The sequence below is a fragment of the Actinoplanes sp. NPDC051851 genome (assembly GCF_040681165.1).
Classification (GTDB): Bacteria; Actinomycetota; Actinomycetes; order Mycobacteriales; family Micromonosporaceae; genus Actinoplanes.
In genome coordinates this window covers 16,076-30,307 of the sequence record NZ_JBFAYF010000036.1, presented here as the reverse complement: position 1 = coordinate 30,307, position 14,232 = coordinate 16,076, and the positions used below count along the sequence as shown (strand labels likewise).

Below are 14,232 nucleotides of genomic sequence, written 5' to 3'. Positions count from 1 at the left end.
ACGACGAGGAGATAGAGCCATGCCCATCACGACGTTGGAGATCCCCACACCGGACGGGCGGGCCGACGCGTTCGCCGCCCATCCCGGCGGCGCCGGCCGGTACCCCGCGGTGCTGATGTACCCCGACGGCTTCGGGATCCGGCCGGTGCTGCGCGAGATGGCCCAGGAGCTGGCCGGGCACGGGTACTACGTGCTGGTCCCGAACATCTTCTACCGGCACGGGACGACGCCGGTGATCGAGCTTCCCGAGTTCATCGGGGCGGCGGAGCGGCCCGCCGTCTTCGCCCGGCTGATGCCGATGATCGAGGCGCACACCGAGGACCGGGCCCTCCGGGACGCCGGTGCGTACCTCGACTTCCTCGGCTCCCGGCTCGAGGTCTCCGGCGCGGCCGTCGCGGTGACCGGGTACTGCATCGGCGGCCTCCTCGCGGTGCGTACTGCGGCGGCCCACCCCGACCGGGTGACCGCGGTCGCCTCCTTCCACGGCCCGGTGGCGGCGGCCGGCCCGGAGCAGCTCGCCCGGATCACCGCCCGCGCCTACTTCGGTCACGCCGCGACGGACGTGACCCCCGAGGGCCTCGGCGAGCTCAACCGGGTCCTGGACGCGGCGAACCTCGACCACATTTCCGAGATCCTTCCGGGTACGGTCCACGGCTTCACCATGGCCGACACCGACGCGTTCGACCCGATCGCGCTGCAACGCCACTGGAACCGCCTGCTCGCCCTGCTGGCGGGTCAGCCCGGGTTCCGGAACCCGGCCGAAGGCGATTCTGCTGGGGTGAGCCGCGTCTGAGGGCCGCGAGTGCACACGATCAACCCGGATCAGGGGCGGTCTGACAGTGACCGGCGTTGAGGGCGGCCGGACCGGCGTCGGATCAGCGGGGTGACTGGGCGGCCTGGCGCCACCACGGGGTGCCCGGCTCGGGGATGCGCGGGGCGTGCCACGGGACGTGCCAGGTGCTCGGGGGGACCGGGTGCGGGTCGGCGGCGTCGGGGCGCAGGTCGGAGACGGAGCGCAGGCCGCGGGCGGCGATCCGGTAGCGCGGTTCGCCCGCCGCGGCGGCCTCCAGCGCCAGGGTCGTGGCGCGCAGGCCGGCGGCGGTGCGCGGGTCGAAGCCGTAGGCGACCAGCACGCGGGTGCGGGCGATGGCCAGGATGCCCAGGGCCACCGCGAGGGCGCCGATCCACAGTGTCAGGCCCGGGAGGGTGAGGGCGATCGCGTACGTGATGACCAGGATCGACGCGGCCACGACGCGCTGCGGATACTGGCGGTGCCAGGCGGGCAGCAGGAGACCGTAGCGGGCCGCCATCCGCCACAGGGCGATCGTCGCGGTGTCGGACCGGGCCGCGAAGCGCAGGGCGGCCAGGTCGGTGGGGCCCTGCGCGAGCCGGTGCAGGATCGTGGCGCGGAAACCGGTGTCCTGCGGGCCGACGGTGGTGCCGGTGAGCGCGAGGCGGCCGTCGTCGTCGACGGTCAGGCGGCGTTCGGCGAAGAGATCGGCGATGGTCAGGTCGGCCACCCGGTCCGGGCCGCCGCAGAGGAAGGCCACCTCGGCCGGGGTGGGGCCGGAGGTCCACCAGCGGACGGCCCGCCGGGTGGTGCGCGGGGACCGGCGCAGCCACCACTGCAGCACGTGTGGACCGGCCAGCAGCCCGGCCACGATCAAGGACAGCACCCCGCGCATGTGAACACCCCCGTTGCGTTGAGGATGCCCAACGACGGACACCGCGAGAATAGGTCGAGTGGGCGTGTACGGTGAGCTGTCGTGGTGAAGGCAGCAACCGTGTACGACGTCGCGAAGCATGCCGGGGTCTCGATCGCCACGGTATCCATGACGTTCCGGCGGCCGGATCGGGTCAAACAGTCCACCCGGGATCTGGTGCTCGCCTCGGCCCGCGCGCTGCACTACGTGCCGTCGGCGAGTGCGCGTGGCCTCGCGGATGGGCGTACCGGAGTGCTGGGTCTCTTCTCTTTCGACTATCTGTTGCCCGCGGAGGCGGCGGTGCTGCCGACGGAGATCGCCTTCGTGCGGGAGGATCCGGACGAGCGGTGCCGGGAGTTCCCGCTCTATGTGGACGAGATTCAGCGGGGGATGGAGCTCGCCTGCCGGCGGCACGGGTACGCGCTGATGATCGGTGGTCCGAGCCGGTCGGGGGGCGCCGACACGGTGACCGATATCGCCGGGCGGGTGGACGGGCTTGCGGTGTTTCCGCAGACGCTGCCGGACGACGCGCTGGAGCGGATCGCCGGGCGGATCCCGGTGGTGGCGGTCTCCGAGCCGCCGCACGACGATCGGCTCAGCCACGTCACGGTGGCGAACCGGGGCGGGATGCGGGCCGTCACCGAGCACCTGATCCGCGAGCACGGGCGGCGTGACCTGCTCTTCGTCGGCGGGCTGAACCCGGCGGAGGGGCGGGACCGGTTCGCCGGGTTCCGGGACGCGCTGCGGGCGGCGGGGCTGCGGGTGCCGCGCAAGCCGCTGGTGCCGGAGACCCGGGCGACGCCGAGCGGGCGGGCGGCGGTCACGCTGCCGGCGGATCTGCGGCTGCCGGAGGCGTTCGTCTGCGCGACCGACGACGTGGCCCTGGACGTGCTGGAGATCCTCGCCGGCCGGGGTGTGCGCGTTCCGGAGCAGGTCGCGGTGACCGGTTTTGACGGCATCGTCGCGGGGCGGGTGGCCCGGCCGGGACTGACCTCGGTGCGTCAGCCGATGGCCGAGATGGGGCGGCTCGTGGTCGACGTCCTGCTGCGGCACATCGCGGAGCCGGGTCGCGCGCCGGACTTCCACGAGCTGCCGGTGCAGGTCGTGCTGCGCGAGTCCTGCGGCTGCTGATCTGGCGCTCGTGATCTGGCGCGCTCGTGATCTGGCGCGCTCGGAAATAGGCACTGTCTGAAACCTCGGTCGTTGCCAACCCAAAATCTAAGCGCTTAGATTTTGAGAACGACAATCGAGGAGCGACGATGAATAGGACGGCACTGGCCGCACTGCTCACGGGCCTGCTCTGCGTCACGGCCTGCGGACGGTCCACCGCGAACGACGATCCGGCCACCGCCGCGACGATCGGCACCGGGCCGGCGACCGGCACGATCACGCTCTGGGCGCAGGGCGCGGAGGCCGAGCACCTGCCGGCCCTGCTCAAGGACTTCGAGACGGCGAACCCGGACGTGACGGTCGAGGTCACGCCGATCCCGTGGGACGCCGCGCACAGCAAGTACCAGACCGCGATCGCGGGCGGCACCGCACCGGACATCGGCCAGCTCGGCACCACCTGGATGGGTGAGTTCGGCGCTGCGGGCGCCCTCGCGCAGGTCCCGTCCGACCTGGGCGCCGGCCCGTTCTACCCGGGTGCGGTCGCCTCCACCCGGCTGGACGGCGGCACCTACGCGGTGCCCTGGTACGTCGACACGCCCGTCCTCTACTACCGCACCGATCTCGCCGCGCGGGCCGGATTCACCCGGCCCCCGGCCACCTGGGACGACTTCAAGGCCCTCGCGAAGGCATTTCAGTCAAAGGCGGGTTCCCGGTACGGCGTCGCGCTCGCACCCCGGGACTTCCAGGGCTTCCTCCCGTTCGCCTGGTCCAACGGCGCGACCCTGACCTCGCCGGACGCGAAGAGCTGGACGATCGACAGCCCCGCGATGGTCGACGCCGCCCGCTACTACCAGAGCTTCTTCACCGAGGGCATCGCCGACCGGACCCCGAGCACCGACCCGGGCGCGTACCAGGCGGCGTTCGTCGACGGCACCGTGCCGATGTTCATCGGCGGCCCGTTCGAGGTCGGCGCGCTCGCCGAGCTCGGCGGCGCGGACTTCGCGTCGCAGTACGCCACCGCCACCCTGCCGACGGCGAAGAGCGCCACGTCCTTCGTGGGCGGCTCCAACCTGGTCGTGTTCGAGGACTCCCCGAACGCCGCCGCGGCCTGGCTGCTGATCCGTTACCTGAGCAGCCCGGAAACGCAGGTGGCCTGGTACAAGTCGGTCGGCGACCTGCCGTCCGTGCAGGCCGCGTGGGACGACCCGGCGCTCGCGGGCGACGCCAAGCTCGCCGTCTTCGGCAAGCAGCTGGAGGACGTCAGCGCGCCGCCCGCCACCACCGAGTGGACGCAGGTGCAGGACGCCGGCAACACCCAGATGGAGCGGCTCACCGTCGCGGGCGAGGACCCGGCGACGGCGATGCGGACGCTGCAGGAGACGGCCGCCCGGATCGGGACCGGTTCCCGATGACGGTGGCCGCGCGCCGCCGGCAGGGGCTGGTCGCGTGGGGGTTCGCGCTGCCGTTCGTCGCGGTGTTCGGGCTGTTCATGCTGGTGCCGCTGGCCGGCTCGGTGCTGATGTCGTTCACCGACTTCCGCAGCAGCGACGTCACCACGCCGTGGGCGGTCGACCTGGTCGGCCTTGACCAGTACACCGCGCTCCTCGGCGACCCGCGGTTCCGCCGCGCCCTGCTCAACACCGGCTACTTCGTCCTGGTCGGCATCCCGCTCACCATGACGGTCGCGCTGGCTCTCGCGATGGCCCTCAACAGCGGGATCAACCGCTTCCGTACGGCGTTCCGGGTCGGTTTCTACACCCCGGTGGTGACCAGCGTGGTCGCCGTCGCGGTGGTCTGGCGGTTCATCCTCCAGCCGGACGGCCTGCTCAACCGGCTGCTCGCCACGGCCGGGATCACCGGGCCGGACTGGCTGCACAGCACCGTCTGGGCGATGCCGTCGCTGATCGCGATGGCCGCCTGGCGCAACATGGGCACGCTGATGGTGATCTTTCTGGCCGGGCTGCAGGCGCTCCCGTCCGAGGTGACCGAGGCGGCGGCCGCGGACGGCGCGAGCGCGTGGCAGCGATTCCGGCACGTCACGCTCCCGCTGCTGCGGCCCACCCTGCTGCTCGGCGGGGTGCTGATCTCCGTGGTCTACCTGCAGTTCTTCGAGGAGCCGTACGTGATGACCCGGGGCGGTCCGCTCGACGCCACGCTCTCGGCCACCTACTACACGTTCGACCAGTTCGGCTTCGGACGCTACGGCGCCGCGTCGGCCGCCAGCTACGTGCTCTTCGTGGTGATCGCCGCGGTCAGTCTGCTGCAGTTCCGCCTGCTGAGAGCGAGGGACTGAGATGACGACGACCATGGAAAGACCTTCCCTCACGGTACGCACACCCGCGCCACCGCCGAGGCGGAAGAGGCGGCCCCGCCACCTCGTGTACGGCGTGCTGGTCGTGGCCGCGGTGCTGACCGTGATGCCGTTCGTCTGGATGCTGCTCGGCTCGGTCAAGCCGGACGCCGAGATCCGGGCCGACCCGGGTGGCTGGCTGCCGCACGCGATCACCCTGGAGAACTACCGGCAGTGGTTCGGCGCGCTGGGCATCGGCACGTTCCTCCGCAACAGCCTGATCGTCGCGGCCGTCACCGTGCTCGGCAACCTGCTCTTCTGCTCGATGGTCGGGTACGCGCTGGCCAAGCTCTCGTTCCCCGGACGGCGGGTGCTCTTCGTGCTGGTCATGGTCGTCCTGATGGTGCCCGGCGTGGTCACGTTCGTGCCGCTCTTCGTGGTGGTCGCGAGACTGCACCTCGTGGATACGTACGCGGGACTGATCCTGCCCTTTCTGACCTCGCCGACCGGGGTCTTCCTGATGCGGCAGTACATGCGATCGATTCCGGACGAAATGATCGAGGCGGCACGGATCGACGGCGCCGGCGAGCTGCGGATCTTCGCCCGGGTGGTGCTGCCGCTCTGCGGGCCGCCGCTGGCGACGCTGGGCATCCTGCAGTTCCTGGCGTCCTGGAACAACTTCCTCTGGCCGCTCGTCGTCGCGCAGAGCCGGGACCGGTACACGCTGCCGGTCGCGCTCTCGCTCTACTCGACGGGAGAGCAGGCCACCGACTACGGGCTGCTGCTCGCCGGATCGGTCCTGGTCATCGCCCCGATCGTGGCCCTCTTCGTGGCGCTGCAGCGCTGGTTCGTGCAGGGCGTCGCGACCGCGGGCCTGAAGTGATCCCGCACAGCTCGGTTCCCGACCGCTCGGTTCCCGACCGCTCGGTTCTCGGCAGCCCGGTTCCCGACCGCTCGGTTCCCGGCAGCCCGGTTCTCGACAGCAAGGAAAGGAGACGCACGTGCGATCGTTTCCGCCCGGATTCCTCTGGGGTGCGGCCACCTCGGGGCACCAGACCGAGGGCAACAACGTCAACAGCGACTACTGGCAGCGCGAGTACGCGCCGAGCAGCGCGATCCCGGAGGTCAGCGGCGACGCCCTGGACAGCCTGCACCGGTACCCCGAGGAGATCGCGCTGCTGGCCGAGATCGGTCTCACCAGCTACCGGTTCGGCGTCGAGTGGAGCCGGATCGAGCCGGAGCGCGGGCACGTCTCGCGGGCGATGCTCGACCACTACCGGCGGATGGTGGACTGCTGCCACGAGCACGGGCTGGTCCCGATGGTCACGCTCAACCACTTCACCGTGCCGCGCTGGATGGACGCGCTCGGCGGCTGGCACCACCGGGAGGCGGCCGAACTGTTCGCCCGGTTCACCGAGGCGGCGCTGCCGATCGTCGCGGACGGCGTGGAGTGGGTCTGCACGATCAACGAGCCGAACGTGATCGCCTGCCGGGAGGGCGCGGCGGATCCGGGCGCCGCGCCGGTCGCGTACGGGATGGCCCGGCCGCACCGGCGGGTGTCGGCGGAACTGGCCCGCGCCCATCTGCTCGCGCGCGACGTGCTCTCCCAGATCCCGGCGATCCGGTCCGGCTGGACGGTGGCCACCCAGGCGATCCACCCGCTGCCGGGGTGCGAGGAGCAGGCGTACGCGTACAGCTACCCGCTCGAAGAGTTCTTCCTGGAGGCCGCCCGGGACGACGACTTCGTGGGGGTGCAGGCGTACACCCGGACGTTCGTGGGCCGCGACGGCGCGGTGGGCGTGCCGGACGGAGCGGAGACCACGCTGACCGGGTGGGAGTACTTCCCCGACGCGCTCGCGATCGGCGTCCGCAACGCGTGGAAGGTCACCGGGGGAGTGCCGGTCGTGGTGACCGAGAACGGCATCGCGACCGCGGATGATCAGCGGCGCGTCGACTACACCCGGGCGGCGCTGACCGGGCTGCACGAGGCGATCGCGGACGGGGCCGACGTGCGGGGCTACTACCACTGGAGTGCGCTGGACAACTACGAGTGGGGCAGCTGGGCGCCGACGTTCGGGCTGATCGCCGTGGACCGCTCCTCGTTCCGGCGTACCCGGAAGGCGAGCGCGACCTGGCTCGGCGCCGTCGCCCGGGCGAACGGGCTGGCCTGATGCGCTACCGAGACCCGCGGCTTCCCGTCGAGGAGCGGGTGGACGACCTGATCGCGCGGATGACGCTCGCCGAGAAGGCCGGGCTGATGTTCCACACCATGCTCAAGGCCGACCCGGACGGGCTTCATGAACCGGGGCCCTCGTGCGACGACATCCCGCGCGACGTGCTCTCCACCCGCACGCTGATCAACGAGTCGCACATCAACCACTTCAACGCCGCGCCCCGGATCCCGCCGCGCGCGTACGCGGAGTGGCACAACCGGGTGCAGGAGCTGGCCGCGTCCACGCGTCTCGGGATCCCGGTGACGCTCTCCAGCGATCCGGTGCACGGGTTCACCGACAACCCGGCGACCTCGATGGTGAGCACGACGTTCTCCCGGTGGCCGGAGGCGCTCGGCCTCGCCGCCGTCGGGGACGAGCGGTTGGTGACCGCGTTCGCCGAGGTGGTGCGCCGGGAGTACCTCGCCGTCGGGATCCGGATGAGCCTCGGGCCGCAGGCGGACCTGGCGACCGAGCCGCGGTGGTCCCGGCTGCCGGGGACGTTCGGGGCGGACGCGGCGACGGCGGCACGGCTCGTCCGGGCGTACGTGTGCGGGCTGCAGGGGGAGACGCTCGGCCCGGGCAGCGTCGCGTGCATGACCAAGCACTTCCCCGGCGCGGGACCGCAGAAGGACGGGTGGGACGCGCACTTCCCGTATGGGCAGGAGCAGGTCTATCCCGGCGGGAACCTGGAGTATCACCTGCGGCCGTTCGAGGCGGCGTTCGCGGCGGGCACGGCGGCGGTGATGCCGTACTACGCGATCCCGGTCGGGCTCGGTGTCGAGGAGATCGGCTTCGGCTTCAACCGGGAGGTGGTCACCGGGTGGCTCCGTGACCGATACGGATACGACGGGGTGGTGTGCTCGGACTGGGGCCTGGTGACCGATGTACGCGTGGAGGGGATGCGGTGGCCGGCCCGGTGCTGGGGTGCCTCCGATCTGTCCCGTGCGGAGCGGGTGCGCCGGATCGTCGAGGCCGGCGTCGATCAGCTGGGCGGCGAGTTCTGCCCGTCCATCGTGGTGGATCTGGTCCGGTCGGGGGCGCTGCCGGAGTCACGGATCGACGCCTCGGCGCGGCGGATCCTGCGGGTGAAGTTCGCCCTCGGCCTCTTCGAGAATCCGTACGTCGACCCGTCGGCCGTGCCGGATGTCGTGGGAAACAGCGAGTTCTCGGCCGCTGGAGTGCGGGCGCAGCAGCGGGCGGTCACGGTGCTGAAGAACGACGGGCTACTGCCGCTGTCGCGAAATAGCCGGATATATCAGGAGGGTTTCGGCCTCTTCCCCGGCGCGGTCGACGACCCGGCGGACGCGGACGTCGCGGTGATCCGGCTGGCGGCGCCGTACGAGCACCGGGAGACCGGAATCGACTACGAGGCCGGATTCCACCAGGGCGCGCTCAGCCTTCCGCAGTCCCGCATCGACGAGCTGGTCACCCGCTTCGCGAAGACCCCGACGGTCCTGGTGGTGCACCTGGACCGCGCCGCCGTGCTGCCCGAGGTGGTCGCGGCCAGCGCGGCGACCCTGGGTGAGTTCGGCATCACCGACGAGGCCCTGCTGGCCGTCCTCTTCGGCGACGCCGTGCCGGAGGGCCGCCTGCCGATGGAGCTCCCGTCCTCGATGACCTCGGTCGGGGCGTCCCACGAGGACGTACCGAACGACACCGGCGACCCGCTCTTCCCGGCCGGCCACGGCTTGACCTTCCGTCACTCAGCGCCGAGCGCCACCGCCGGTTCCCGGCCGGCGCCCGAGGATGACCCTGCTGGTCAATTCGGGACCACCTGGGCGGGACGCCGGATCCCGTGACGGGGTGCCGCCCGCCCGAACACTCACCGCCCGCGGATCATCGGCTCCGCCCGCCCGGGGGTTCGTTCGTGGACCGGTCGAGCGGCACTCCGCGGGCGATGAACCGCCGGTCCGGCGCGCCTCGGCCGGTCCGGCTGGCGATCCGGGGTGTCTCGGGCCGGTCGGCTGGTGGTCAGGGGTGTCTCGGGCGCTCCGAGTGACCCGTGAACGCCAGCCGCGCCGGGAAAGCTGGCGCTCACGGGTCACTCCAGCCCGCCGACACACCCCTGAGCACCAGCCACCAAGATCATCCCCGCAGTTGATCATGAAATGTTGATCAAGCCCGGCCAGGCAGGGCCCACCCCAACCGGGGGAAACCCCCATCCCTAACGGAACAGTGGCAGAAAACGGTGATCTTGGCCCGGGGCCCTGTGGATAAACCCCGGCTGTGGATAACCCCCGACCCGGACCATGACCGAGAACGGCGGGCCACCTCGCCGAGGTCGGCCGGTATACGCGGCTCACCCCGGCGGAGACGTACCCGCCCGCGCCGGGCGTGAGGAGTCCGGTGCGCACCGGCACCGGAGTCCACACACGGACCGGGGCGTCGGGACGGTATTCAGGGGAGCATCTTCCGCTGAACGGTGGGCGGAATGTTCCCGTTGTGAGGGATAGCCGACGCGGAGGAGAACACCGGGTGCCCGAGAACGTGAGCCTGTCGCAGGTGACCGAGCGTCATACCGAGGACCTGGCGCTGCTCGTCCGGGCGCTCCCCGAGATCCAGGAACGCGGGTACGACCTCGGCGATCTCGGCACCGCGGTGTGGTCGCTGCACCGATTGCAGACGGCCCGGGCCGCCGCGGAGTCGCACCGGGCGGCCACCGGTTCCTCGGAGGGATGGGCGCGGCTGAATCCGGACGCGGCGGCGCTGGTCGCCCAGATCGCGCCGCGCGAGACGCAGATCCGTGAACGGATGGCGCGAGGGCTGGAGCACCTGGCCGGGAACCCCGGCGCGCTGGGCGTGCGGTGGCAGCCGGTCCTCCGGCCGCTCGAGATCGCCGCCCGGGTCCGGGAGCTGATGCTGATCGAGAGCCAGGTCACCTCGTTGAACCCGGCGCCGAGGGCGAACGTCGTACTCCCGCCGTTGTCAATCGGCCGAGTCGTCGATGGCCCGGCCGCGAGGAAGGATGCGCATCACCATGCCCCAGGATCTGCCTCCCCTGTCGCAAATCCAGAGTCAGCTCTCCCCCGTTGACCAGCGGTATGTCGAGCTGTCGACGCGACAGAGCCGGATGGCTCTCGAGACGACCCAGAGGGGGATCGCCCAAGCGACCGCCACCGGTCTGCAGGCGCAGGAGTACGCCGACGGTGTCAGGGCGACCCTGGCGGAACGAACCCGTAAGGCCCAGTCCGAGCTGCGCGCCGCGCTGAGTCTGACGCAGTCCGGCCGGGCGTATCTTGCCAACTTCGACGCGCAGCAGAATCGCGGTCCCGGCGCTCCTGTCGTTCCCAATACGGCGGCGGCGAGCCTCACCTCCCCGGCCGCCCAGCAGGTTCGGCCGGAGGACCGGCGCAACGACCAGCGTGACAACGGCCAGCGACCGGTGCCGGAGCAGCGCCAGTCGCAGTCGCCGCCCCCGCCGACCCGTTAGGCCCCGTCACGCGGGGCTCGCGGGGCTGCGGTGAGGCCCTGTCGCGCGGGGCTGCGGCGTGGCCCAGGCGGCGCCGGCCGCCACCTGGACCGCGCCTCGCACCCGCGTGATCCGCGCGGCAGTGCCCGGCCGCGGGAACGGTCGGCGGGGTGGGCGCGGATGGCGGTCAGGATACCGACATCGCGTCGATCGAGAGGCCCAGCGCGGTGTCGCCGGCATTGCGCTGGACGATCAGCGTGGCGTTCTCCGGGATCGATAGGGACAGCTCGGCGGTGGCGAGCCGGCCGCCGGTCGCGGGGAACGCGATCGGGTGTGCCACGTCGTCGAGGAGCACCGTCATGCTCGCGGCGCGGGTGGCGGCGTACCGGAACGTGAGCCTGCTGCCCGCGCGGACCGGGGCGAAGACCACCGAGGCGCCGAGCACGTCGAACGAGGTGGCGAGCGCGCCCTCGGACGCCGTCGCCGAGGCGACCGCGTGCGCTCCGTTGTAGAGGCCGCCGGACGACTCCGCCTCGTACTGGCCGCCGATGGTCAGGTAGTCCAGCAGCAGGTCGCCGTCGGAGGCCGGGCGGGTCAGCGTGAGGGCGGTTCCGCTGGTCACGGCGGCGTCGACCGTTCGGGAGGCGAAGGCGCCGCCGGTCGCGGGCAGGGTGACCGTCGTGCCGGTGGAGAGTCGCAGGGTCGTCGCGACCGTGGCGCAATAGCGGATCAGGATCCGGGTGCCGCCGCGGACCGGGTCGATCGTCAGCGTGGCGGCCTGGCCGGCGGGCATCGTGAGGGCCTCGCCGCGGGACGCGCCGGACGCGCTGACCGGGTTCGATCCGGTGTGGGCGGTCAGCTCGGCCTCGTTCTCCGGCTTGCCGCCGAACCAGTCGACGGTCACCGCGCCGCCGGACGACGGGCGCTGCAGGGTCACGGTGCCCTGGAGCGGGATGCTGAACGGGACGGTGAACGTGCTCCAGTCGGTCGCGGCGGGCAGGGTGAGCGTGCGCGCGGTGGCGCCGTTGACCGACATCGACAGCGTGGTCGCCGGGGCGGCGCGGTAGCGGATCTGCGCCACGGAGGCGGCCGCGAGGTTCTGGAACGCGAGCGTGTCGCCGGGGTTCGCCAGGGTGATCGCCGCGCCGCCCCACGCGGTCGAGTCGGCGACCGGGGTGACGTCGATCGGTGATCCGTTTCGGTAGTAGCGGGTCGCCGAGGTGTCCTCCGCCTGGGTCTCGGCGACCGGCACCCCGAGTGCCCAGTCCATCGTCGCGGGCGGGTTCCCCTCCGGCTTGAAGAGGTTCTCGGCGAAGTACAGCGTGCCGCGTACCTGGAAATCGGGGTTTTGGTAATAGGCGGTCGTCTCGGTGAGCGCGCGTTTCTTGGCGGCCTGCGACTGGACCAGGCCGGCGTTCTGGTTCGGGATCACGCCGTTGTTGAAGTCGACGGTGTGGAAACCGTATTCGATGACCTTCGGGGCGGCGCCGTACTGCGCGATGATCTTATCCATGGCGCCGGCCAGGCGTGGCACGTTCAGCAGCTCGGCGGTGGATGCGCCGGCGTTCGCGGGTGCGGAGATCGGGTAGGAGTAATTGTTCAGGAAATAACCGTCGGCCGGGTGCGCGATCCCGGCGTAGGACGGCGTCGGATAGGACTGGTCCCAGCCGTAGAAGACGCTGAGATACGCCTCGGTGCTCCCGGTCTTCGCGCGCAGACCGGTCAAGAGCCTTTCCGCGTACGACGGTTGCCGCGCCGCCCAGAGGGGATTCGACCGCCCGTCCGGGTACTCACTCGTCGCGAAGTGTCCGCTGACCATCCCGTCGTCGACCGGCATGTTGACCGCTAGGTAGGCGACATCGGACAGTTTGCCGCGGCGGACCAGGTAGCTCAACAGCGCGGTGTAGCCGTGTGCGGTGTCGTCGGCGTCGTAGTAGCGCAGCACCCGGTCGGCGTCGGCGGCGGTGAACGCGAACGTCTGCCGGTCGTACCACTCGATCCGGACCACCGCCTTCAGCCGGTTGCGCTCCAACTCGGCGAAGAGGGCGTCCCGGTCGGCGTCGGTCATCTGCACCAGGTTGTAGAGGCCGACGGTGTTCACGCCGATCGCGCGCATCTGCCGGAAGTCGAACGCCATCCGGCGCTGCCAGTCCACGGTCGGATTGAAGATGTACGTCGCCCCGGCGATCGGCCCGCCGGGCGTGGAGTAGAGATCGACGAATCGACCGGGGTCATACGGAGTTAACAGGTTCGACGCATTCACGGCGGCTGAGGAGGGGGTGGCGGAGGAAGGGGTGGCGGAGGAGGGGATGGCGGAGAGGATCGCTGTGAGGAGTGTGGACAGCACTTTTCCCATGGCCGGCTCCTTGTCGACGGGCGCCGGTCGTACATCTAAGCGCTTAGATTTTGACCGATGCCCAGACTCTAAGCGCTTAACACGACGGTCACAAGAATGTTACGCGGCCAATTCTCAGGAGAGTCCGTAGTCCAGCGGCGCCGGGGGATCACCTTCGGACTTGTAGACGTCGAAGCCGAAGTAGAGGGTGCCGCGGACCTGCGGATACTCGGTGCAGTAGAAGCGGGTGGTGGCCGCCAGAGCGCGGCGCTTGGCGGCCCGGTCCCGGACCAGGCCGGCGTCCTGAGCGGGCCGTGTGCCGCCGTGCCCCTCGGCGGTGTGGACGCCGTACTCGATCACCACCGGGGCGTCGCCGTACTGCTCACGGAAGCGGTCCATCACCGTCCGGCGGCCCGCGGCGTCGATCAGGGTGGCGTCGTCGTCGGTGGCGGCGCGCACGGTCGGGCCCGGGTAGCTGTAGCTGGTCAGGAAGTAGCCGTCGGCGCGGGCGTCCCGGTAGGACGGCGGCCGGTAAGCGCCGTCCCAGCCGTAGAAGACACCCAGGTAGACCGGCACCCCGGGGGCGATGGCGCGCAACCGGGACACGACCGTGGCGGCGTACGTCAGCTGGCTCCCGGCCGACAGCGGGGAGTTGACGCCGCCGAGCCGGGCCTGGACCCGGGGATCGTCCAGCGGCATGTTCACGGCGAGGTACGCGATCCGCTCCCGCGGCAACCCGGCGAGCAGGGGCGCGTGGCGGGCGAGCAGGCGGTCGGCGTCCCCGCCGGTGAACGCGAAGGTCGCCGGGTCGTACTCCTCCAGGCGGACCACCGCGGTCATGCCGAGCCGCTCCAGGGCGGCGGCGACGGGCGCGGGATCGTCCAGGTGGTACAGCCCGACGGTGTCGATCATGTACCGGTCGCGCATGACGGGCAGCAGCCGCGCGGGATCGGTGCTCGCCAGGGAGGCGCCGCGCAGGAACGTTCCCGCGCCCATCCCCGGGTACGGCGTCAGCACGCCCCCGTCCCGGTCCGGGACGTCGCCGCAGCGTGGCGGGTCCGCCTCGTCGCCCCTGCCGAGCCCGGTCACCGCCAGCAGTATCGCCACAATGATCAGCACGCTCCCGCCTTTCACGAATTCCTCCTCCCAAACCGTGACGCTCGCCACTGTAT

The 14,232-nt window shown here is 71.4% G+C and carries 12 protein-coding genes; 9 read left to right on the top strand and 3 right to left on the bottom strand.

What is annotated here, in order from left to right; genetic code table 11:
• The first annotated feature begins 19 nt into the window (after positions 1-19).
• Positions 20-793 carry a dienelactone hydrolase family protein gene (locus tag AB0M08_RS29495; protein ID WP_364500050.1) on the top strand — a complete coding sequence of 258 codons (774 nt, stop codon included), beginning with the start codon at positions 20-22 and terminating at the stop codon, positions 791-793.
• 82 nt (positions 794-875) lie between these two features.
• Here the strand turns inward: AB0M08_RS29495 and AB0M08_RS29490 are convergent, their stop codons facing one another.
• A complete protein-coding gene (locus AB0M08_RS29490; RefSeq protein WP_364500047.1) occupies positions 876-1,685 on the bottom strand; it encodes a TIGR04222 domain-containing membrane protein in 810 nt (269 codons plus the stop codon).
• A gap of 81 nt (positions 1,686-1,766) precedes the next feature.
• On the opposite strand from AB0M08_RS29490, the gene AB0M08_RS29485 reads away from it, so the two are divergent.
• The 8 genes from AB0M08_RS29485 (at position 1,767) to AB0M08_RS29450 (ending at position 10,746) form a co-directional block, all read left to right on the top strand.
• On the top strand, positions 1,767-2,834 hold the full coding sequence (locus tag AB0M08_RS29485) for a LacI family DNA-binding transcriptional regulator (RefSeq protein WP_364500044.1): 1,068 nt from the start codon (positions 1,767-1,769) through the stop codon (positions 2,832-2,834).
• Positions 2,835-2,962: 128 nt separating this feature from the next.
• Positions 2,963-4,225: a sugar ABC transporter substrate-binding protein gene (locus tag AB0M08_RS29480; RefSeq protein WP_364500041.1), complete on the top strand. Its 1,263-nt coding sequence runs from the start codon at positions 2,963-2,965 to the stop codon at positions 4,223-4,225.
• Complete coding sequence (locus tag AB0M08_RS29475) at positions 4,222-5,106, top strand: sugar ABC transporter permease (protein ID WP_364500038.1); 885 nt, start codon at positions 4,222-4,224, stop codon at positions 5,104-5,106. The genes AB0M08_RS29480 and AB0M08_RS29475 overlap by 4 nt, the downstream gene beginning before the upstream one ends.
• Positions 5,107-5,200: 94 nt before the next feature.
• Entirely contained in the window at positions 5,201-5,986 is a 786-nt protein-coding gene (locus AB0M08_RS29470; protein WP_364500035.1) for a carbohydrate ABC transporter permease, read from the top strand.
• Positions 5,987-6,104: 118 nt separating this feature from the next.
• Complete coding sequence (locus AB0M08_RS29465) at positions 6,105-7,274, top strand: family 1 glycosylhydrolase (protein ID WP_364500032.1); 1,170 nt, start codon at positions 6,105-6,107, stop codon at positions 7,272-7,274.
• On the top strand, positions 7,274-9,115 hold the full coding sequence (locus AB0M08_RS29460) for a glycoside hydrolase family 3 N-terminal domain-containing protein (RefSeq protein WP_364500029.1): 1,842 nt from the start codon (positions 7,274-7,276) through the stop codon (positions 9,113-9,115). Before AB0M08_RS29465 ends, AB0M08_RS29460 begins: the two co-directional genes overlap by 1 nt.
• Before the next feature lie 676 nt (positions 9,116-9,791).
• Positions 9,792-10,349 (top strand): hypothetical protein, encoded by a 558-nt coding sequence (locus AB0M08_RS29455; protein ID WP_364500026.1) that lies wholly within the window; start codon positions 9,792-9,794, stop codon positions 10,347-10,349.
• 37 nt (positions 10,350-10,386) lie between these two features.
• On the top strand, positions 10,387-10,746 hold the full coding sequence (locus AB0M08_RS29450) for a hypothetical protein (protein WP_364500023.1): 360 nt from the start codon (positions 10,387-10,389) through the stop codon (positions 10,744-10,746).
• 166 nt (positions 10,747-10,912) lie between these two features.
• Here the strand turns inward: AB0M08_RS29450 and AB0M08_RS29445 are convergent, their stop codons facing one another.
• Positions 10,913-13,081 carry a hypothetical protein gene (locus AB0M08_RS29445; RefSeq protein WP_364500020.1) on the bottom strand — a complete coding sequence of 723 codons (2,169 nt, stop codon included), beginning with the start codon at positions 13,079-13,081 and terminating at the stop codon, positions 10,913-10,915.
• Between the two features lie 114 nt (positions 13,082-13,195).
• Positions 13,196-14,179, bottom strand: coding sequence for a hypothetical protein (locus tag AB0M08_RS29440; RefSeq protein WP_364500017.1), 984 nt, complete (start codon positions 14,177-14,179; stop codon positions 13,196-13,198).
• Positions 14,180-14,232 lie beyond the last annotated feature (53 nt).